General features: G+C 61.8%; 19 protein-coding genes and 2 tRNA genes. 14 read left to right on the top strand and 7 right to left on the bottom strand.

What is annotated here, in order from left to right; translation table 11 throughout:
- Positions 1-42: 42 nt before the first annotated feature.
- On the top strand, positions 43-1,386 hold the full coding sequence (gene gdhA, locus KYT97_RS26405) for an NADP-specific glutamate dehydrogenase (protein ID WP_033232785.1): 1,344 nt from the start codon (positions 43-45) through the stop codon (positions 1,384-1,386).
- 137 nt (positions 1,387-1,523) lie between these two features.
- On the opposite strand, the gene KYT97_RS26410 is transcribed toward gdhA, so the two are convergent.
- The 3 genes from KYT97_RS26410 to KYT97_RS26420 are packed head-to-tail and all read right to left on the bottom strand — an operon-like array spanning position 1,524 to position 4,052.
- Positions 1,524-1,730, bottom strand: a complete 207-nt coding sequence (locus KYT97_RS26410; RefSeq protein ID WP_033232783.1) for a hypothetical protein — start codon at positions 1,728-1,730, stop codon at positions 1,524-1,526.
- 14 nt (positions 1,731-1,744) lie between these two features.
- Entirely contained in the window at positions 1,745-2,917 is a 1,173-nt protein-coding gene (locus KYT97_RS26415) for a fatty acid desaturase family protein (RefSeq protein ID WP_045066911.1), read from the bottom strand.
- Between the two features lie 31 nt (positions 2,918-2,948).
- The gene (locus KYT97_RS26420; RefSeq protein WP_219111083.1) at positions 2,949-4,052 is read right to left on the bottom strand and encodes a ferredoxin reductase; all 1,104 of its coding nucleotides are present in this window, start codon (positions 4,050-4,052) and stop codon (positions 2,949-2,951) included.
- 156 nt (positions 4,053-4,208) lie between these two features.
- Between KYT97_RS26420 and KYT97_RS26425 the strand changes: the two genes are divergently transcribed.
- Complete coding sequence (locus KYT97_RS26425) at positions 4,209-4,841, top strand: TetR family transcriptional regulator (protein WP_033232777.1); 633 nt, start codon at positions 4,209-4,211, stop codon at positions 4,839-4,841.
- A gap of 46 nt (positions 4,842-4,887) precedes the next feature.
- On the opposite strand, the gene KYT97_RS26430 is transcribed toward KYT97_RS26425, so the two are convergent.
- Positions 4,888-5,241 carry a VOC family protein gene (locus tag KYT97_RS26430; RefSeq protein WP_092808732.1) on the bottom strand — a complete coding sequence of 118 codons (354 nt, stop codon included), beginning with the start codon at positions 5,239-5,241 and terminating at the stop codon, positions 4,888-4,890.
- Between the two features lie 159 nt (positions 5,242-5,400).
- Between KYT97_RS26430 and KYT97_RS26435 the strand changes: the two genes are divergently transcribed.
- The 3 genes from KYT97_RS26435 to KYT97_RS26445 all read left to right on the top strand — a co-directional run bounded on the left by KYT97_RS26435 (position 5,401) and on the right by KYT97_RS26445 (position 8,478).
- Positions 5,401-6,621, top strand: coding sequence for an NAD(P)/FAD-dependent oxidoreductase (locus tag KYT97_RS26435; protein WP_219111085.1), 1,221 nt, complete (start codon positions 5,401-5,403; stop codon positions 6,619-6,621).
- Between the two features lie 111 nt (positions 6,622-6,732).
- Positions 6,733-7,572 (top strand): alpha/beta fold hydrolase, encoded by an 840-nt coding sequence (locus KYT97_RS26440; RefSeq protein ID WP_033232769.1) that lies wholly within the window; start codon positions 6,733-6,735, stop codon positions 7,570-7,572.
- Between the two features lie 84 nt (positions 7,573-7,656).
- Positions 7,657-8,478, top strand: a complete 822-nt coding sequence (locus tag KYT97_RS26445) for an acyl-CoA thioesterase (protein WP_045066907.1) — start codon at positions 7,657-7,659, stop codon at positions 8,476-8,478.
- Here the strand turns inward: KYT97_RS26445 and KYT97_RS26450 are convergent.
- Positions 8,468-9,829: an MFS transporter gene (locus KYT97_RS26450; protein WP_045066906.1), complete on the bottom strand. Its 1,362-nt coding sequence runs from the start codon at positions 9,827-9,829 to the stop codon at positions 8,468-8,470. The two genes, KYT97_RS26445 and KYT97_RS26450, sit on opposite strands and share 11 nt — an antisense overlap.
- Before the next feature lie 98 nt (positions 9,830-9,927).
- Here KYT97_RS26450 and KYT97_RS26455 point away from each other — a divergent pair, with 98 nt between their 5' ends.
- The 5 genes from KYT97_RS26455 (at position 9,928) to lysA (ending at position 15,406) form a co-directional block, all read left to right on the top strand.
- Positions 9,928-10,524 carry a PadR family transcriptional regulator gene (locus KYT97_RS26455; RefSeq protein ID WP_045066905.1) on the top strand — a complete coding sequence of 199 codons (597 nt, stop codon included), beginning with the start codon at positions 9,928-9,930 and terminating at the stop codon, positions 10,522-10,524.
- Positions 10,521-12,551, top strand: coding sequence for an NADPH-dependent 2,4-dienoyl-CoA reductase (locus tag KYT97_RS26460; protein WP_116102810.1), 2,031 nt, complete (start codon positions 10,521-10,523; stop codon positions 12,549-12,551). Before KYT97_RS26455 ends, KYT97_RS26460 begins: the two co-directional genes overlap by 4 nt.
- Before the next feature lie 19 nt (positions 12,552-12,570).
- Positions 12,571-13,374 carry a mycolate reductase gene (gene cmrA / locus KYT97_RS26465; RefSeq protein ID WP_033232762.1) on the top strand — a complete coding sequence of 268 codons (804 nt, stop codon included), beginning with the start codon at positions 12,571-12,573 and terminating at the stop codon, positions 13,372-13,374.
- Between the two features lie 126 nt (positions 13,375-13,500).
- Entirely contained in the window at positions 13,501-13,938 is a 438-nt protein-coding gene (locus tag KYT97_RS26470) for a hypothetical protein (RefSeq protein WP_095885875.1), read from the top strand.
- Between the two features lie 124 nt (positions 13,939-14,062).
- Positions 14,063-15,406: a diaminopimelate decarboxylase gene (gene lysA / locus KYT97_RS26475; protein ID WP_033232758.1), complete on the top strand. Its 1,344-nt coding sequence runs from the start codon at positions 14,063-14,065 to the stop codon at positions 15,404-15,406.
- A gap of 20 nt (positions 15,407-15,426) precedes the next feature.
- On the opposite strand, the gene KYT97_RS26480 is transcribed toward lysA, so the two are convergent.
- Complete coding sequence (locus KYT97_RS26480) at positions 15,427-17,172, bottom strand: helicase HerA-like domain-containing protein (RefSeq protein WP_116102808.1); 1,746 nt, start codon at positions 17,170-17,172, stop codon at positions 15,427-15,429.
- A 99-nt stretch (positions 17,173-17,271) separates the two neighbouring features.
- Between KYT97_RS26480 and orn the strand changes: the two genes are divergently transcribed.
- A complete protein-coding gene (orn, locus tag KYT97_RS26485; protein ID WP_219111088.1) occupies positions 17,272-17,871 on the top strand; it encodes an oligoribonuclease in 600 nt (199 codons plus the stop codon).
- Positions 17,872-17,955: 84 nt separating this feature from the next.
- Positions 17,956-18,028 (top strand) — tRNA-His (locus tag KYT97_RS26490).
- A gap of 137 nt (positions 18,029-18,165) precedes the next feature.
- On the opposite strand, the gene KYT97_RS26495 is transcribed toward KYT97_RS26490, so the two are convergent.
- Positions 18,166-19,380 (bottom strand): L,D-transpeptidase, encoded by a 1,215-nt coding sequence (locus tag KYT97_RS26495; RefSeq protein ID WP_219113140.1) that lies wholly within the window; start codon positions 19,378-19,380, stop codon positions 18,166-18,168.
- A gap of 267 nt (positions 19,381-19,647) precedes the next feature.
- Between KYT97_RS26495 and KYT97_RS26500 the strand changes: the two genes are divergently transcribed.
- Both KYT97_RS26500 and KYT97_RS26505 read left to right on the top strand, forming a co-directional pair.
- Positions 19,648-19,720, top strand: a tRNA-Lys gene (locus KYT97_RS26500).
- Between the two features lie 95 nt (positions 19,721-19,815).
- Complete coding sequence (locus KYT97_RS26505; RefSeq protein WP_162487737.1) at positions 19,816-21,237, top strand: amidase; 1,422 nt, start codon at positions 19,816-19,818, stop codon at positions 21,235-21,237.
- Positions 21,238-21,251: the final 14 nt, after the last annotated feature.

The following is a 21,251-nucleotide window of genomic DNA, read 5'->3' on the forward strand; positions in this document are numbered from 1 at the left end:
CGGAAATGTAAAAAAGTACTCACAATGTCAGGTAGGTGAGCGGTGTCCGTACGTGACCGCGTAGCGCAGATTTATGATCAGGTGTTGGTTCGCAATGCAGGTGAGCCGGAGTTCCACCAGGCTGCAGCCGAAGTTTTCGAATCTCTCCACGTCGTACTCGAGCGCCACCCGCGCTACGCCGACGCCGGGCTGATCGAGCGCCTGTGCGAGCCGGAACGCCAGATCATCTTCCGCGTGCCGTGGACCGACGACAACGGCAATGTTCACGTCAACCGTGGCTTCCGCGTCCAGTACAACAGCGCACTCGGCCCGTACAAGGGCGGCCTGCGGTTCCACCCCAGTGTCAACCTGGGCATCGTGAAGTTCCTCGGCTTCGAGCAGATCTTCAAGAACTCCCTCACCGGCCTGCCCATCGGCGGCGGCAAGGGTGGATCGGACTTCGATCCCAAGGGCCGCACCGACGCAGAGGTCATGCGTTTCTGTCAGTCCTTCATGACGGAACTGCAGCGCCACATCGGTGAATACACCGACGTTCCGGCCGGCGACATCGGCGTCGGTGGCCGCGAGATCGGTTACCTGTTCGGCCAGTACAAGCGACTGACCAACACCTACGAGTCCGGCGTTCTCACCGGCAAGGGCATCACCTGGGGCGGGTCTCAGGTCCGCACCGAGGCCACCGGCTACGGCGTTGCGTACTTCGTCGCCGAAATGCTCAAGGCCAAGGGCGAAGACCTCGAGGGCAAGAACGTCGTGATCTCCGGATCCGGCAACGTCGCCATCTACGCGATCCAGAAGATCCACAAGCTCGGCGGCGTCGCGATCGCCTGCTCCGACTCCTCGGGGTACATCGTGGACAAGAAGGGCATCGACCTCGACCTCCTCAAGGAGATCAAGGAAGTTCGCCGCGGCCGCATCAGCGAGTACGCCGACGCCGTTCCGCACGCACAGTTCATCGCCGGCGGTTCCATCTGGGACGTGCCGTGCGACGTTGCACTCCCCTGCGCAACCCAGAACGAGCTCGATGAAGACGCCGCAAAGACCTTGATCGCCAACGGCGTTCAGGCTGTTGCCGAAGGCGCGAACATGCCCACCACCCCCGGTGGCATCGCACTCTTCCGCGACTCCAACGTCGCGTTTGCTCCAGGTAAGGCAGCAAACGCCGGTGGCGTCGCCACCTCGGCTCTCGAAATGCAGCAGAACGCGTCACGCGATTCCTGGAGCTTCGAGTACACCGACGAGCGTCTCGCCCGCATCATGCGTGGCATCCACAGCCGCACCATCAACACGGCTGCCGAGTACGGCAAGCCTGGCGACTACGTGCACGGCGCGAACATCGCCGGCTTCGTCAAGGTCGCCGACGCCATGATCTCGCTGGGCGTTATCTAAGAAGTACCGTCTAACCGGCAAAGGACGCCTCCACTGAGTGGGGGCGTCCTTTGCGTTGACGAAACAGTGTTGCTGGATCAGTGTTGCTGGATCAGTGTTGACGGATCAGTGTTGACGGATCAGCGTTGCCGGATCAGTTAAGTCGGTGGTTCGGTTGTGTCGTCGGCGGCGGCTTTCTTTGCCGCCTCACGCATTTCGATACCGTCGGATACCCAGTCCCCGATTTCCCGGGTCACGTCGCGGACTGCACCGGCGATGATCATCGCGATGGATCCGACGTGCGTGGCCGCCGATTCCGTCAATTCCTGGACGGTGTCTTTGCGACGTTCAAATTTCCCGACCATCACGTGTGCGCCTCTCAGGCTACGGTTCTCTGGCGTTCGACAATAACACCGGTAAGACTCTGTGACTTGATCATTCCAGGCGGCAAGGCAAACTTGAAGATCTTGCCCCATACCGATCCGATCTGCTTCCAGAAGCCACCCGTGTTGTACGGCAAACCGTACTGCGCGCACAGTGCCTCGACCTCAGGCGCAATCTGCGGGTACCGATGTGCCGGCAGGTCCGGGAACAGATGATGTTCGATCTGGTGGGACAAGTTGCCGGACATGATGTGGAACAACGGACTGCCTTGGATGTTGGCACTGCCGAGCATCTGACGGACATACCACTGCCCCCGAGTCTCCTCGGCCGTCTCGTCCTCCGTGAAACTCTGTACGCCGGTGGGGAAATGGCCGCAGAAGATGATCGAGTAGGTCCATACGTTCCGGACCAGATTTGCGGTGACATTTCCTGCCAGAGTGGTGGCGAACAGCGGTCCGGTAAGAGCCGGGAAGATAACGTAGTCCTTGAGGACCTGCTTGCCTGCCTTCTTCCACCAACCCTTGATCAGCGGTTTGACGTCGTACCATTTCCGCTTGCCGGCGAGGACATTCTCGATCTCCAGATCATGCATCATGACGCCCCACTCGAAGAGCATCATCAAGGCAAACGCCCATACCGGATTACCGAGGTAATAGGGGTTCCATTTTTGGGCTGGGTCGATACGCAGAATGCCGTATCCGATATCCCGGTCTTTGCCCAGAATATTTGTGTAGGTGTGATGCATGTAGTTGTGCGAGTGACGCCACTGGTCCGACGGACACACCGTATCCCATTCGAACACTTCGGAATTGAGGCCTGGTTCACGCATCCAGTCGTACTGACCGTGCATGACGTTGTGCCCGATCTCCATGTTGTCCAGGATCTTCGAGATACTCAGCGCGCCCACCGCTGCGAGCCACACCGGCGGCAGGAAGCCAAGGTACATCAGACCTCGGCCGGCAACCTCGAAACCACGCTGCGCCTTGATGATCCGATAAATGTATTCGCGGTCCTCGGCGCCGAGCGATGCGACCGTGCGATCCCGGATCGCATCCAACTCACGGCCGATTTCCTCGACCTGGTCGTAGGTGAGTACTACCGGAGCGTCGGGGTTCTTATCAGGTCCGTTGCCCAGGAAAGGGAGTGTAGAAAGGGAAAGTCCAAACATGACAGTCTCCAAAAAGTGTTGGTGTCTTCGCTCAGATATCCACGGCGACGTCGCCGACGGGTGCGCTGACACAGAGTTGGATCTTCTTGTCGGGTTCGTCGTCGGTCTCACCGGTGCGAATGTTGCGTGTTCGGCCGAGCTTCTTGACGGAGGTACACGAGAAGCAGATGCCCATCCGGCAGCCGTATTCCGGACTCAGCCCCGCGGCTTCCGCCTGTTCGAGGAGGGTTTTGCCTGAGTTTTCGGCCGCCACTCCACTTTTCGTGAACGACACTTCGCCGCCTGCGTCGCCGGGTTCAGCTGCGGCGGGTGCAAACTCCTCGGTATGGAGCAGGTGCTCGATGTCGAGTTCACGAAAGACCTCGCGCACACCGTGCATCAGCCCGGGTGGCCCGCAGAGGTACGCCTGCGCATCGGCCGTTTCCGGATCGGCAATCCAGGGCGCGACCGCGCTCAGGTGCGTGTTGTCGAAGAAACCGTCCAGGTCTCCCCCACCGGATTCGGTGTACACGAGTACCAGTTTCACATTCCGATGCTGCTCAGCGATGCCCTTCAACGCGTGGAGATACGACACATCCTTCTTGGTGTTCACGTAATGCAGGAACACGATCTCGCCGCGATGTTCTGCGTCGACGAGGGTGCGCAGCATCGACATCACCGGGGTGATTCCACTGCCACCGCTGATCAGGAGTATGTGGGAGGGCCGTTCGATGGGGAGCGTAAAAACACCGTCGGCCTGCGACAAGCTGACTACAAGTCCCGGTTCGGCATGCGCGTTCAAATACTGCGACACCAGCCCACCGGGATGGGCTTTCACGGTGAGTTCGATAAGGCCATCACGGCTGGACGCAGAACCAGCCGGTGAGTAGCAGCGGGTATGACGCACCCCGTCGATCACGACGCCTACCTGGACGAACTGTCCGGCAGAGAATCCGCGCCACTGGCGCGTCGGACGCAGGGTCAATGTCACTGAATCAGCGGTCGGATGGTCGACCGCTACGACCTGCCCGCGAATGTCGCGCACCGTCGCCATGGGATTGACGAGTTCGAGGTACCGATCGATCTGATGCGGAGCAGCCATGGCTTCGATCAGGGCCAGCCCGCGTCTGGCCAGAGTCTTGGAGGTTGATGCCATTGTCAGCCACTCCTTCCAGGTTGCATAATTTCAGTGTACAAATGTTCACTGATAATAGTGTGACAGGTGCACACAGGTATATGTCAAGATGAATGTGACGTGAGTTACGCGATCCACAGAAAGAGTCCACCGTGCCGATATCTACACTCGTACATCGTGACCAAGGCTGAGCCGGAAAATCGCGCAGCCAAGAAGGAGCGCACACGCCAAGCGCTGCTCGATACCGCGATGGATCTCCTCGCCGACCGGAGTTTTGCCGGCATCAGCCTCCGCGAAGTGGCCCGCGAGGCGGGCATCGTCCCCACGGCCTTCTATCGGCACTTCGCCTCGATGGAAGACCTCGGAGTCGTCCTGGTCGAGGAGAGCATGCGCATGCTTCGGCAAATGTTGCGCGACGCCAGGCGCGACCCCAGCCCCAAGAACGCCGGAACCTCACTCGATATCCTTGTCCGCCAGGTTCATTCACACGAGCGCGAGTTTCGCTTCCTCTGCCGCGAACGCTACGGCGGCATCAGCGAGATACGACGCGCCATCAACACCGAGATGCGATTGTTCGTCAGCGAACTCACCGTCGACCTCTCCCGAATGGCTGGGCTGGAAAACTGGCGAAACGACGATCTTGAAATTGCGGCCGACCTGATCGTCGGCGTGATGTTCACCGCCGTCGTGGCACTCCTCGACGCAGGCTCGCCGGGATATCCCAGCGAAGATGCTGTAATCGCGCGGGCCGAGAAGCAGTTGCGGCTGATCATTCTGGGTATGGCTACCTGGGATCCCTCTCGAACCTAGAAACAGAGTCGAACACTACGAACTCGTACACGAGGCGTAGTTCCGGTTAGTAGTGGATCCGGAACCCGCCGATGAATGTCAGCGTGTTGCCGTCAGGATCGCTGATACTCGACAACTGCACACCTTTGTTTGCATCCACCACCGCATCCAGCGTCAGCCCTCGCACACCGACCGCCTCACGGTGCGTCGTGAGGTCGTCCACGGCAAAGTTGAGCAGCGCTAGACCCGCACGGCGAGTGTCCACCGTGACCTGCACCCATCCAGTGTCAGTCACGCGCCATTCTGCCAAGTTCACCATCGGGCGATTGTCAGGCCCGCGTCCGAACAGACTCGAGTACCACTGCACTGCCTCTGTCAGATCTCGAACGGGGACAACAGCGAGAACATGATCGATCGACATAAGTTTGTACCTCTCGACGTAAAAAATGGCGCTCGTACTCAGATACTGACCTGACAGACCGGGCTAAGTCATCGGCGAATTGTTTCTCTTATCGCAGCGTTCTCGACATTCCAACGCAGCACACACCTGTTCTGCCGCGATCCGTGAGACCCTCGACGCATGAGCGATGTCATCATCATCGGTTCCGGATTCGCCGGATTATGGGCCGCGCTCGGCGCTGCTCGGCGGCTCGACGAACTCGGGATACCGGCCGGGCAGGTGTCGATCACGGTGCTCAGTGCCCAGCCCTTCCACGACATCCGGGTGCGCAACTACGAGACCGATCTCAGCGCCTGCCGCATCCCGCTGGCCGATGTCCTCAACCCGGCCGGGATCGCCTATGTCAGCGCGGAGGTGACCGCAATCGACACCGGTGCGCGGACCGTCTCCGCAAACGTCGGTGGTCAGTCACAGACGTACGGCTACGACCGCCTCGTTCTGGCGGCAGGTAGCCGTGTAGCCCGACCCGATATCCCGGGTCTGACGGAGTTCGGGTTCGACGTCGATACCTACGACGGCGCAATGAAACTCGACGCTCATTTGACCCTGCTGGCCGAAGGACCCGTCACACCCGCCGCGGCGACCGTGGTGGTGGTCGGGGCCGGCCTGACGGGCATCGAAACCGCCTGCGAGTTGCCAGGCCGGCTCACTGCCCTGTTCGGCGCCGACGTGACCTCGCGCGTGGTGCTGGTGGACCACAACCCCAACGTCGGATCGGATATGGGTGCGTCGGCGAGGCCGGTCATCGAAGCGGCATTGTCCAACACCGGAGTCGAGACACTGACCGGGATGAGTGTGACCACGGTGGACCAGGGCGGGGTCACGCTGTCTTCGGATGAGATGGTGCCCGCCGCGACGGTCATCTGGTGCGCCGGCATGAAGGCAAACCCGTTGACCGCGCAATTCCCGGTCGAACGTGATCGGCTCGGACGGCTCCCGGTCGACGACTATCTCCAGGTGATCGGCGTACCAGGCGTATTCGCTGCCGGCGACGTCGCCACCGCGAAGATGGATAATCAGCATCAGTCGGTGATGTCCTGCCAGCACAGCCGGCCGATGGGCCGCTACGCCGGGTACAACGTGATCGGTGATCTGCTCGGCAATCCGATGCTGGCCCTCCGCATCCCGTGGTATGTCACGGTTTTGGACCTAGGCCCGGCAGGTGCGGTCTACACCGAAGGCTGGGATCGGCAAGTTGTGGCGACCGGCGCACAGGCCAAAGCCACCAAGAACACCATCAACACCCAACGCATCTATCCGCCGTTGACCCGCGATCGGGCCGCCCTACTGACCGCCGCCGCACCAGAACTACAGACACGGCCGGCCCGCGGACACCAGTAGTCTGCCTTTCGCACACCTTCCCCCAAACGTATCGCCTGCTGAGGCGACCGCCGGTCATCAATTCAGCCCGAAGTGTGGTGTGGATCCGGAGTTGCCTCGTACGGTGGCACCATGTCCTCCACGAATACGTTTCGGATTCCTGTCGGCGACCTGACATTCGACGTCCTGATTTCCGGTCCGGACGACGGCGTCCCGCTTCTTGCCTTGCATGGATTCCCCGAAAGCGCCGCGTCCTGGGGCAAAGTGACTCCCCTACTGACGGCCGCCGGATTTCGCGTCATAGCGCCGCATCAGCGCGGGTATTCCCCCGATGCCCGTCCCTCCGGCGTCGACGCCTATCGCATCGAGCACCTTGTTGCCGATACCGTCGGCCTGCTCGACGCCCTGGGGTTGCCCGACGCTCATCTTGTCGGCCACGACTGGGGATCCGCAGTGGCCTGGCAGGTTGCGGGACGGCATCCACAGCGAATTCGCAGCCTGACCGCAATCTCGGTTCCCCACCCCACCGCTTTCGGTTGGGCGCTGCGCGAAGACCAGGATCAAAAGGAACGCTCGACGTACATCCGACTGCTCCGCCAGGAAGGGAAGGCCGAAAAGGTGTTGTCGGAGGACAACTTCCGACGATTGCGGGCGATGTTCGACGGCCAGATCGATCCCGAGTTCGCCGACGAACATATTCGCATCCTCAGTGGCGATGGAGCATTGACCGGCGCATTGAACTGGTATCGCGCCATGACTCGCGATTTCGGAGACATAGCCCCCACCACTGTTCCGACGACGTACGTCTGGAGTACGGCCGACACCGCACTCGGCCGCGCCGCAGCAGAACGATGCGGTGAATTCGTGGATGCGCCGTACGAATTTGTGGTTCTGGAGGGCGGCAGTCACTGGGTACCCGAGGAACGCGCCGAGGAACTGGCGGACGCGATAATCCGGCGAGCGGGAGCCTGATCCGACCTACACCTGAGCTTCTATGTAGGTTGTCATACATATACTGACTGCCTACTACACCGATTTCACCGTCAGGAGCTTGTCGTGACCACAACCGTTGCACCCCCGCATCCGTTTGATGCCGCAGTCGACCTGGAATCCATTACGCCGGGTCTCTCGACCGGGCACACCAGTACCGCATACAACAACATGGTCGGCCCGTTCGGCGGAATCACCTCGGCCACGTTGCTGGCCTCGGTTCAGCGGCACCCCGAGTGCCTAGGTGAACCACTGTCGCTGACGGTCAATTTTGCGGGCCCGATCGCCGAAGGCCAGTTCGAGATCACTGCGCGTCCGGTGCGCACCAACCGAACGACACAGCATTGGTGGATCGAACTCGCTCAGAACGGCACCGTGGCGACTACCGCAACAGCTGTGTTCGGCCTCCGCCGCGATACCTGGGACTCCACGGAAATCGAGATGCCCGCGGTGCCGGCTGCAGAAGATGTTCCCGCGCAACCGTTCCCCGAGTTCATCGCTTGGGCTCAGAATTACGAAATGCGGTTTATCGAGGGCGCAATCCCCGATCTGGAATCCGGCGAGCATCCCGACTCCGTCTCGACTCTCTGGGTTCGCGACAGCCCGCCGCGCGCGCTTGATTTCTTCTCGCTGACCTCGTTGTGCGATGTGTTCTTTCCGCGAGTGTTCCTGCGCCGCGGCAAGATGGCTCCCGCTGGAACCGTATCGCTGACGATCTACTTCCATGCCGACGCCGCAGCGCTGGCCCGGCAGTCCGATCGCTCCGTCCTCGGAACCGCACGCACCCAGCGTTTCGGTAACGGTTACTTCGATCAGAGCGCCGAATTATGGGGCAGTGACGGCGAACTGCTGGCCACCACTCACCAATTGGTCTACTTCAAGGACTAACAGCCTCCGCACTGTCGCCTTCGGGCGCCTTGACCAGCGACAAGGCAGCCAGACCCACAGCAAGAACCACCAACAGTCCGACGATGCCGGCGCGATCGGCACCGAACATCCACGCAAACAGGCCGAACAGTGTCGGCGCAAGAAACGATACTGCTCGGCCTGTGGTCGCATACAGACCAAAAAGCTGACCTTCACGACCGGGCGGAGTGATGCGCGCCAGGAACGTTCGAGCGGACGATTGTGCCGGCCCGACAAACAAGCACAGCGCGAGTCCGAAGATCCAGAACATCACCGGCCCGGACACCGCGATCAAGATTGCACCGACCACGATCATCGACGCGAGCGATACGGTGATGACCTGCTTGGGCCCGATCCGGTCGTCGAATCGCCCTGCCACCAAGGCGCCGATGGCCGAAATAACGTTGGCCGCAACGCCGAACAACAGTACGTCCGCAGCACTGATGCCGTACACATTCACGGCAAGGACAGCACCGAAAGTGAACACCCCGGCGAGTCCGTCGCGGAACAAGGCGCTCGCGATCAAGTACCAGATAGTGCGACGGTCGACGATCCACAGTTCGCGCAAGTCGCGCCACAGCACGCGGTAGGAATCGAGGAACCCCGCCTTTGCCGCACCCGGATCTGCGTCGGGCGTAGGCAACTCGGGCACCTTGAAGAACACCGGGATCGCGAAGACGGCAAACCATACCGCCGCAAGCAGTGCCACCATCCGGATGTTCAGGCCGCCGTCGGTGGTCAATCCCAGAAAACCTCGCGTGTCGCCGTCACCGACGATGAACCCGAAGTAGCAGAGCAACAACAGAACAATTCCACCGAAATAACCCATGGCCCAGCCGAACCCGGACACGCGGCCCAAGTTCTCCGGCGTCGACACCTGCCGCATCATGGCGTTGTACGGAACTCCGGCCAGTTCGAAGATCACCGAACCGATGGCGAGGAGCACAAGCCCCAGCCACAGATACCGATAGTTGTCCTCGACGAAGTACAACCCAGCCATCGACAGAACGGTGATGCCGGTGAGGATCGCCAACGACCACTTGCGCTTGCCTGACGCGTCGAACCGTTGTCCGGTGACGGGAGCAAGAATCGCGATGAAGAATCCGGCGATTCCGAGTGCCCAACTGAGCCATGTTGTGGCCGACACCGAGCCGGGTAGATCGTCGCCCACTGCGTCGGTGAGGTAAACGGAGAAGACAAAAGTCAAGATCACCGCGTTGAATGCTGCAGATCCCCAGTCCCACAGCCCCCACGCAACCACCTGACTCTTGGTCGCCGCGGCGCCTATCCCTGCGGGCGGTTCCGCCTGCGTACTTGTCGACTCTGCGCTCATGATCGCGAGCCTATTCGAGCGAGAGGGACAAAACAGTGCAAACTTTTCAGGGTATGCACTTGGTTGCATATGAAACGAGGTGCATACATACTTCACTCATGGCACTCGAACACGCGCTCCTCACCTCGCTGACCGAGCAGGAGGCGTCGGGCTACGACCTGACCCGTCGATTCGACAAGTCGATCGGGTTCTTCCACAGCGCGACGCACCAGCAGATCTACCGCGTACTCAAGCGGATGGACGAAGCCGGGTGGCTCGAGGTGGAAACCGTCGCTCAGGACGGGCGCCCGGACAAGAAGGTGTATCGGGTCTCCGGAGCCGGCCGCGCCGAGCTGACGCGCTGGATAGCCGAACCGTCCGAACCCAGCCATCTGCGTAATGAACTGGCCGTGAAGATCCGCGCCGCCGGTAGCGCAGACATCCCCGCACTTCGAGACGAAGTCGCTCGCCACCGCGACGGCCACGCCTCCCGACTCGACGTCTACCGACTTATCGAGAAACGCGACTTCCCCAATCCCACAGCTCTCTCCGGATCACCCCTGCATCAGTATCTCGTTCTGCGCGGCGGCATCCGCGTCGAAGAGGGCTTTGTCGACTGGTGCCAGGAAATTCTGGACGCCCTACCCCCTGCCGACAACAACTCAGCCGACAACAACTCCGCTGCCAGCAACTCGGAAGGACACCCGCAGCCATGACCACTCCGCAGTTCCCCCTCCTGTTCGAACCCCTCGACCTCGGGTTCACCACACTGAAGAACCGCGTAGTCATGGGTTCGATCCACACCGGTCTCGAAGACCGGGCCAAAGACATCGACAAACTTGCCGAGTACTTTGCCGAACGCGCGCGCGGCGGCGTCGGATTGATCGTCACCGGCGGCTACGCCCCCAACCGCACCGGCTGGCTCCTTCCGTTCGGAGCCAAGCTGACCAACAAGATCGAGGCGCGCCGCCATCGCCGGATCACCAAGGCAGTACACGACGCAGGTGGCAAGATCGCATTGCAGATCCTGCACGCCGGTCGGTACAGCTACCAACCGTTCAGTGTGTCGGCGTCGTCGATCAAAGCGCCGATCAACCCGTTCCGGCCACGGCGGCTCACTGATCGTGGGGTGCGCTGGCAGATCCGCAACTACGTCCGTTGCGCCAAGCTCGCTCAATCCGCCGGATACGACGGCGTCGAAATCATGGGTGGCGAAGGCTATTTCATCAACCAGTTCCTGTGCGAGCGCACGAACAAGCGTAAAGATCAATGGGGTGGTAGCTCCGAGAACCGTCGACGCATGGCCGTCGAGATCGTCAGACGCACCCGCCGCGCCGTCGGTCCGAACTTCATCGTCGTGTTCCGCCTGTCTATGGCCGATCTGGTCGAAGGCGGTCAGACGTGGGATGAAATCGTCACTCTGGCACAGGAAATCGAAGCTGCAGGCGCCACGATCATCAACACCGACATCGGCTGGCACGAGTCACGGGTGCCGACTATCGTGACCTCCGTACCCCGCGCCGCCTTTGTCGACATCACCGGCAAACTCGAAAAGCACGTCAGCATTCCGGTGGTCGCATCCAACCGGATCAACATGCCCGAGACGGCTGAGGAAATTCTCACCCGCGGCGACGCGCAATTGATCTCCATGGCCCGCCCGATGCTGGCCGATCCCGACTGGGCAAACAAAGCACAACGCGGAGCACCAGACGAGATCAATACCTGCATCGCCTGCAACCAGGCCTGCCTCGACCACGCCTTTGTGCGCAAACATGTGTCCTGCCTGCTCAATCCACGCGCGGGACGCGAGACGACGCTCGTTCTCTCCGCCACCCGCCGCAGCAAGAATCTTGCTGTTGTCGGCGGCGGACCTGCCGGTCTCTCTGCAGCGTTGAATCTCGCACAACGCGGCCACACAGTCACCCTGTTCGAGGCGTCGGACACGATCGGCGGCCAGTTCGGGATCGCGCAGTTGATCCCAGGCAAGGAAGAGTTCACCGAAACCATCCGGTACTACACCAGGCAACTCGACCTTGCCGGCGTCGACGTCAAGCTTGAAACACGCGTGACTCCAGCCGATCTCATCGGATCCTTCGACGAGGTCGTGGTCGCCACCGGAGTGACGCCGCGAGTCCCGAACATCCCCGGCATCGAGAATCCGAAGGTACTGACGTACGCCGAGGTGGTCCGCGAGGGCAAGCCCGTCGGCAAGACCGTCGCTGTGATCGGAGCCGGGGGTATCGGCGTCGACGTCAGCGAATTCCTCACTCACCCAACATCACCCACCTTGCACCTGAAGGAATGGAAGCAGGAGTGGGGCGTCACGGAACCCGAGATGGCACCGGGAGCGCTCACCACACCCATCCCGGAGCTTTCGGAGCGTGAGGTCTACCTCCTGCAGCGCAAGCCCGGACGCATCGGAGCCGGCCTCGGCAAGACAACCGGCTGGGTCCACCGCGCCGCGTTGAAGAACAAGGGTGTGCACGAACTCTCCGGCGTGAACTACGAACGGATCGACGACGCCGGCCTGCACATCACCTTCGGCGAGAAGCACGAGAAGCCTCGCCTCCTCCAGGTCGACACCATCGTGATCTGCGCCGGACAGGAATCCGTGCGCGATCTCGTCGACGAGCTGACCGTTGCCGGCATGGTGACCCACATCATCGGCGGGGCAGACGTAGCCGGCGAACTCGATGCAAAACGTGCCATCGAACAGGGCACACGACTGGCCGCGAAGATCTGACCGACTACGCTGACTGATCGTGAGCCTGCCGACACCCACCACCACAGCCCGCGCCGTCGTGACCGGTGCCTCCTCCGGAATCGGAGAGGCACTGGCCACTGATCTGGCCTCCCGCGGACACTCCCTGATCCTGGTCGCACGACGCGGCGACGTCATGGAGGGTCTTGCCGAGACACTTCGCGCCAAGCACGGCGTCGACGTCGAGGTTCGTGCCTGCGATCTCTCGGACAGCGCGGCCCGTGCCGTCCTGGTCGAGGAACTGGGCACGCGTGAGATCAGCATCCTGTGCAACAACGCCGGTATCGCCACCTTCGGGCCGGTAGCCGAGCTCGACCCGAGCTACGAGCGCGCACAAGTCGAACTCAACGCCGTCGCGGTGCACGACCTCACCCTGGCCGTTCTGCCCGGAATGGTCGAGCGCAAGTCCGGCGGCATCCTGATGGTCGGATCGGCCGCCGGAAACATGCCGATTCCCAACAATGCGACCTACGCCGCCACCAAGGCCTTCGTGAACACGTTCGCGGAATCCCTGCGCGGGGAACTCAAAGGCAGCGGCGTCAACGTCACTCTCCTCGCCCCCGGACCGGTTCGCACCGAGACCCCGGACCCCGCCGAGGCCTCGATCGTCGACAAGCTGGTCCCGGACTTCTTCTGGATCTCGAGCGAATACACGGCCAAGGTCTCCCTCGACGGTCTGGCCGAGAACAAGATGCGCGTTGTCCCGGGCATCCTGAGCAAGGCGATGTCCGTCGCCGGCGGTTACACCCCGCGCGCAGTTGTCGCCCCGATCGTTGGCACGTTCTACAAGAAGCTCGGCGGCTGAGTCATCCGAACTTCTCGCTCGTTGGCTGTAGGGGCAATCCTTCTCACGACCGGAGGGTTGCCCTTACTGCTACCCACCACGGCAAACGCGTGCTCGTGTGTTTCCTTCGAGTCGCCGCAAGAGGCAGTGAGTGTCTCCAGCACAATCTTCCTCGGCACGCCCACCGAGAAATCCTCGGACGGGTTCGAGGACACCTATCTGTTCGACGTCAGTCGCGTCTACAAGGGTGATGTCTCGTCCGTGACGTCGGTGGGAACACTCGCAAACGGGAATGGTTGCGGCACAAGCTACGTACTCGGTACCGAACGACTGATGTTCCTGTCGGCGCCCTACGACGTCGACGCCGAATACGAGGGATACAGCTGCGCCCCCTATACCGGAACCGATTTCGACGTCCAGGCAACAGTTGAATCCGTCTACGGCGCAGGTTATGTTCCGGAAGCCGGCGGTACTCCGTCTATCGGCGTCTATATCGACAAAACAGCGGTCGTTAGCGGTGTCGCGGCGGTTGCGCTGCTGGCGGCGCTCGGTTGGTTCGGCTGGAAGCGACGACGAACGACATAAAAGGACGCCGTCAAACTCAGTCGTATCCCCGTCAAATACCCGTCAAGACAAGGTCCACCGGCACTTTTCCGGAGTAGATCTGTTGGTAGCCCCGCACCGAGCGGGTCACCCTCAGGAGATCGACGTGACGCTTCTCGACATCTTCCCGTCCCTACGCAGCGCGATGACACCGCGCTTGGATCCGGCTTTGTGGCCCATCAGCACTCGCCACGATCAGAGCGGACGCATCTGCATCGGCGACGTTTCCCTCGAAGAGATCGCCGACCAGTACGGAACCCCCACCTATGTCGTCGACGAGGCCGACGTGCGCCACCGCTGCCGGATGTATCGCGAGATCTTCCCCGACGCGGAAATCGTGTACGCGGGCAAGGCTCTCATGATTCGAGCGATGGCAAAATGGGTCTCCGACGAGGGGCTCGGGGTAGACGTCTGCTCGGCCGGCGAACTCACCATCGCACTGACAGCCGGTGTGGACCCGGCACGAATCATCCTGCACGGCAACGCCAAATCTGTCGCAGAGCTGAGAGTAGCCGTCAACGCGGGTGTCGGGCGGATAGTTCTCGACTCCCACAGCGAAGCACTACGACTGGCCTCGGTCTGCACCCGGCCGCAGAAAGTACTGATCCGAGTCACGCCCGGTATCGACATTCACGGACACAAGGCAGTGGCCACCGGCATCGTCGACCAGAAGTTCGGCCTGCCGGCATTCTCCGAAGAATTGGATCGTGCGGTTGCCGCCGTCAGCGCAGCGCCTCACCTCCAACTTATCGGCCTCCATTGCCATCTCGGTTCGCAGATCACCGATCCCGAACATTTCCGCTCCGGGATCAATACGATGATCGCGCAAATGGACGACATACGTCGTTCTCACGGGATCATCCTCACCGAACTCGATCTCGGGGGCGGGCACGGAATCCCGTACGTCCCCGGTGACGCGCAACTCGACCTGACTCGACTGGCAATTGTCATCGACGAATCACTCGATGACGCCTGCACCCGAAATCGCTTTCCCCGCCCCGAAATCGTCCTCGAACCCGGCCGGGCCATCGCCGCTCGGGCCGGTGTCACGCTGTACCGCGTGGCGAACATCAAGACCATCAGCGGCGGCAGGACATTTGTCTCCGTCGACGGCGGCATGAGCGACAATCCGCGAGTGTCGTTGTACAACAGTCGCTACGACGTCGAATTGGTCAACCGACATTCGAATGCGCCGCTCGAGGAAGTGACCGTCGTGGGGCGGCATTGCGAATCGGGAGACGAAATTTCCGTCGGCATACAACTTCCCGCAGACCTTCACGAGGGCGATCTGTTGGGAGTGCCGTGTACCGGCGCCTATCACCACAGCATGGCATCCACCTACAACAGTGTGTGCCGTCCGCCGGTGATTGCCGTGCTCGGTGGCGTCGCACGACCATTGATCCGACGCGAATCGATCAACGACCTACTCGCCCGCGAGGTCGGCATCTGACACTCGCGGGCGTCGAATCGTCAGCGCCTACGGCGGCTACCGGTTCCGAAGATACTGCGCGAGATTTCCCGACCGGCAGCAGATGCCGCCGATTTGAGGAAGCTCTTGACCGCAGAATTGCCGAGAATCTGCTCGGCGATGTTGGGACCCTCCGGCGCGGCCGGTGGCGGCGGCGGAAACTGCGACAGATCCGGTAACGGCGGCAGATCCAGCGACGGGTCTGCCGTTGGCGCCCCGGCCACCTTGGCCGTCAGCCTCTCGTACGCCGATTCGCGATCGATCGTCTGACCGTACTTCTGGTGGAGCGGACTCGACGCCGCCGCGGCTGTGATGGCGTCGTTGCCGATCGTGTCCATCAGGGAGCGAGGCGGACGAATCTTGGTCCAGGCCACCGGTGTCGGCGCACCCTTCTCCGAGAGGACGGTCACGATGGCCTCGCCGGTTCCCAACGACGTGAGTGCCTTCTCGAGGTCGTAGTGCTCCGTCTTCGGGTACGTGCGGACCGTCTTGTTGAGCGCCTTCTGATCGTCCGGAGTGAACGCACGCAGAGCATGCTGCACCCTGGCACCCAGTTGCGACAAAACAGAATTGGGGATGTCGGTGGGCAACTGCGTGCAGAAGAACACACCGACACCCTTGGAGCGAATCAACTTCACGGTCTGCTCGACTTGCTGAAGGAAAGCCTTCGACGCGTCGGCGAACAACAGATGGGCCTCGTCGAAGATGAAGACCAACTTGGGTTTCTCCAAGTCCCCTTCTTCCGGCAGGGTCTGGAACAGGTCTGCCAGAACCCACATCAGGAACGTGGAGAACATCGCCGGACGCGCGGCCTGCGCGCCGAGTTCGAAGAGTGTGATGACGCCGGCGCCACCGACAACCCGCAGCAGGTCCTCGGTTTCGAGTTCCGGTTCACCGAAGAAGGTGTCACCACCGTCGGCCTCGAGATTGACCAGCGCGCGCAGGATGACCCCAGCCGTGGCCGTTGACACGCCGCCGATTCCCTTCAGATCTGCCTTGCCTTCGGCACTGGTGAGGTGCGCGATGACCGAACGCAAGTCCTTGAGATCCAACAACGCCAGGCCCTGAGTATCCGCCCAGTGGAAAATCAATCCGAGCGTGGACTCCTGAGTCTCGTTGAGCCCCAGCACCTTACTGAGCAGGATCGGCCCGAAACTCGTGATGGTGGCGCGGACCGGAATCCCGATCCCGCCGGTTCCCAGCGACAGAAATTCGACGGGCATACCGGACGGAGTCCAGGAGTCGTCACCCGTCTCGATTGCCCGAGCTGTGATCTTGTCGTTGCTCTCCCCCGCTTTGGACAATCCCGAGAGATCACCCTTCACATCCGCCATCACGACGGGCACACCCGCGGCGGAGAGCTGTTCCGCGATGCCCTGCAACGTCTTGGTCTTGCCCGTACCGGTTGCACCGGCAATCAAGCCGTGACGGTTGACGGTGGCCAAGGGAATACGCACCCGGGCTGCCGGATCTGCAACTCCGTCGACAACAATCGACCCCAGCTCCAGCGCCCGACCCTCCGACGAATAACCCGCGGCGATCTCGGCTGCAGCACCCGATGGAGCCGGGGGCGTCGCTGCGCCTTCGCCGGCAGCACTCTCTGCAGCGAGAGCCTCACGCTCAGCGTCCTCGGCGGCCTGTGCGGCCTCGGCAGCAACCCGAGCAGCTTCGGCAGCAGCGGCCTTGGCCACTTTCGCCTTCTCGGCCGGCGTCAGTGAAACAGCGCCGTCCTTGGGATCCACGGTCATACAAGGCCCTCCTCATTTGCACTACAAAAGAAGATCTACGCGCGTCGAGATGTCACCGCAGACCTTATCCTTCCGGCCGCGCCCACTACTGTGTTCCTGGTGCAGGACAAATTGGTATGGATCGATTGTGAAATGACCGGGCTGCGGCTGGAGTCGGACAAACTCATCGAGATTGCGGCTCTGGTAACCGACAGCGAATTGAACATCTTGGGCGAAGGCGTGGACATCGTCATCCACGCCGACGACGACGCGCTGGCCGCAATGCCGGACGTCGTGAAGAAGATGCACGCCAAATCGGGTCTGACCGAAGAAGTTCGCAAGTCGACGGTCACGCTTGCCGAGGCGGAAAAGGAGGTGCTCGCCTACATCCGTGAGAACGTGCCCGTCGCCGGCACCGCTCCCCTGGCGGGCAATTCCATTGCCACCGACCGCGGATTCATCTCGCGGGACATGAGCGCGCTGGACACCTACCTGCACTACCGGATGATCGACGTCAGCTCCATCAAGGAGCTCTCGCGTCGCTGGTACCCGCGAATCTACTTCGGCCAGCCCGAAAAAGGCCTCGCGCACCGTGCCCTGGCCGACATCAAGGAATCCATCCGCGAACTCAAGTACTACCGCAGTACCGCATTTGTCCCCGCTCCCGGACCGTCCAGCGCGGAGATCGCAGCCGTTGTAGAGGGCCTCGGGCCTGCCTGACCTGCCGATTGGCATCCTGGCCAACTTTCAGGCTAGTATCTTCTACGTCAAAGCAACCGGGTCAAACCGGTCGCCGAGGCAATGGTGGGCGTAGTTCAGTTGGTAGAGCACCAGGTTGTGATCCTGGCTGTCGCGGGTTCGAGTCCCGTCGCTCACCCAAAGGGAACCCCCGGAAATGTCGAAAGATATTTCCGGGGGTTCTTTTGGTTGGGTCCGCAAACACCACTGCGAACGAAAATGCCCCCAACCGATCGGCTGGGGGCATTCTGACGTTTCAGTACTTCAGGGACGCACTCAGACGTCCGCGTTACCGGCCTTCCACACGTTCCACGGGATGTTCCAGTCCCCCAGGCCGTCGGTGCCCGAAAGCGTGCCACCGACGGTGTTCTTCACGATGACGATGTCGCCGCGTTTGGTGTTGTCGTACACCCACTTGGCATTGGCGGGGCTCAGGTTGAGGCAGCCGTGACTGGTGTTGGAGTAACCCTGCTGCCCGACAGACCACGGCGCTGAATGGAAGAAGATGCCGCTGTAGGACATTCGCGTCGCCCAGTCGACCGGAGTCTTGTATCCGTCAGCGGAAGTGACAGGCACTCCGTACGTCGAGGAGTCCATGACCAAGTTCGCGAACCTGTCACCGATGATGTAGACACCGTTGTCGGTGGGGGTGCTGTCCTTACCCATCGACGTGGGCATGGTCATGACAGTCTCGCCGTTAACCTGGAAAGTGACCTGTTTCGTGTTGTCGTCGGCAACGGCAATCACGGAATCACCGATTTCGAAGGATGTCGTGGCGTCCTCCTGGCCGAAGACGCCTTTGCCCAGATCGCGGCCGTAGACGTTGACCTTGACGTCAACCTTGGTGCCCGGCGCCCAGTACGCCTCCGGACGCCACCGAACCTCGCGGTTGTTGACCCAGTAGAAAGCACCTTCGACAGCCGGCGTCGTCGTGACGGTGATCGACTCTTCGGCAGCCTTGCGATCCGGAATGTTCTCGTCGAACTGCACGGCGATCGGCTGGCCGATACCGACCACGGAACCCTCGCCGGGCATAACGTACGGCTTGGTGAGGTTGCCGGGCGCGCTGGTCGTGAACGACGTCACCGTGGTGCTGGCGCCGCCCAATCCGTAGGCCTGGGCCTCGATCTTGTACTTGCGGTTGTAGCCGAGGGGTTCAGCGGTCACCCACGACGCTCCGTCGGCCGCGAGGGTGCCGGCAACGGTCTTACCGTCGGCGTTGACCATCCGAACGTCGGACAGGCTGCCGTCGGCAACGTCGATGCGGACCGGATCGCCCGGGGAGAAACCGATTGCGCCGTCAGCGACGGTGGAGGTGACTTTCGGCTTGATGAGCTCGGTCAACGGGTTGGAGTCGATCGGCGCGGCGCCCTCGTTGTCCACGGCAGCCCCACTGGACGTGCACGCGGTCACCAGAACCAACGCTCCCAACGACACGGCGGCCATGGCGGCGCCCCTCGAGATTCGGCCTGTCCCTCCACGCACGGACATGCCCCACCACTGACGACTCATTTGTTCGACTCCGCTTCACATGTTAACGACCAGCAATTGCGCCAGGTCAATGATGCCAGGCACAGTCGTTACTCACGGTCATGAAAACCCCGTCGAAGAGTAACGTTCGAATATCAATCGTTTCGTACCGATTGGAATGTTACCGATTTCGGTCAATGTCACAGAAACCACCCGTCCAACGACGGCCCACCAGGCGATTTGCTCCCGACGGAACGGTTCGGCTAATGTTCTGTCTCGCAAGAGCGAGCGCCTATAGCTCAGTTGGTAGAGCAAGTGACTCTTAATCACTGGGTCCGGGGTTCGAGTCCCTGTGGGCGCACTTGCAAAGATCCCCATCGTGGAAACACGGTGGGGATCTTTTTTGTGTCCGGGCGGCGAATACACTCCAGCGAACCCGACAAAATGGAGCGAGCCATGACTGATCTGCCCGATTCGGAAGTCGCATTTGCCGGTGTCGTCGGTCAAGCCGAACTGATCCGCAGCGGCCAACTGTCGGCTCGTGAATTGACCGAACATGCACTCAGACGTATCGAACGCCTCAATCCCACACTCAACGCCTTCACCCGCGTCCTCGCCGACGAAGCGATCGCCGAAGCCACCCGACTCGACGAGCGCCAGGCCTCCGGCGACCCTGTCGGTCTCCTGCACGGCGTGCCCATCGCGATCAAGGACGAGAACGACGTAGCCGGAACACCCACCACCTACGGCGGTGCTGCAGTCACTCGGATCGCGAATTCGGACTCCGAGGTGGTACGACGCTTACGCGACGCCGGAGCAGTCATCATCGGAAAAACCACGATGCCGGAGTTCGGCATCTGGCCGTTCACCGAGACCGCCGCGCACGGCTACACCCGAAATCCCTGGAACACAACAGTATCCACGGGAGGATCGAGTGGCGGCACGGCAGCAGCTGTCGCGTCGGGCATGGTTGCCGCAGGAATCGGCGGCGACGGCGGCGGTTCCATCCGGCTTCCGTCGGCATTCTGCGGATTGTTCGGACTGAAAGCGCAACGCGGCCGAGTAAGCACCGCACCGAACGGCAACCTGTGGCGCAGCCTCGGGACGCTCGGCCCGCTTACCCGCTCGGTCGAGGACAGCGCACTCGTCTACGACGCCATTATCGGCACCACACCGGTGGACGACTACAGAGCCGAACCACTCGGGGCCCGCTTCACCGAAGGTGCGGTGTCCCCGCTGCACCCCCTCCGTATTGCCGTGTCCACCCGCTGCCCCGTGCGCGGCGTCACGCCGGCGCCCGAAGTGGTTGCCGGGGTTCGTGCGGTCGCAGAAATGTTGAGCGCGTTGGGGCACCACGTCGACGAACATGATCCCCGATACCCCGATGCAACGGCGTCGTTCCTCCCCCAGGTACTCGGCGGCGTACGCGACGAAGCTTTGCGCGTCGATCGGCCCGATCTTCTCGAAAAGCGAACTCGCGCACTGTCTTCGATCGGCAGAATCGCGTCGCCCCGGCGCGTCGGCCGGGCGGCGTACCGGCGTGGCCAACGGATCGCGCACACCGTCAACCAGGTTTTCGACACGTATGACATCGTGCTGATGCCGACCACACCCGCCTTGCCGCGGCGGATCGGCCAACTCGAGGGCACAGGACTGCTGTCCGCCGTCCGCAAGGCTTTGCCGATCGCGGCGTACTGCTCGATCTGGAATGTGTGCGGCAATCCGGCGGCGGCCGTTCCGGCGGGATTTTCGACCGACGGGCTCCCCCTCAGCGTCCAACTGGTGTCGCGACCGAACGGCGAGCTGACAATTTTGTCGCTCGCACATCAGCTGGAGGGTCGGATCGGGTGGACGAATTCCCGTCCGCCGCAGGCCTGAAAGACACGTGCGAT

It is taken from the genome of Rhodococcus globerulus (genome assembly GCF_019334125.1).
Taxonomy (GTDB): Bacteria; Actinomycetota; Actinomycetes; order Mycobacteriales; family Mycobacteriaceae; genus Rhodococcus_F; species Rhodococcus_F globerula.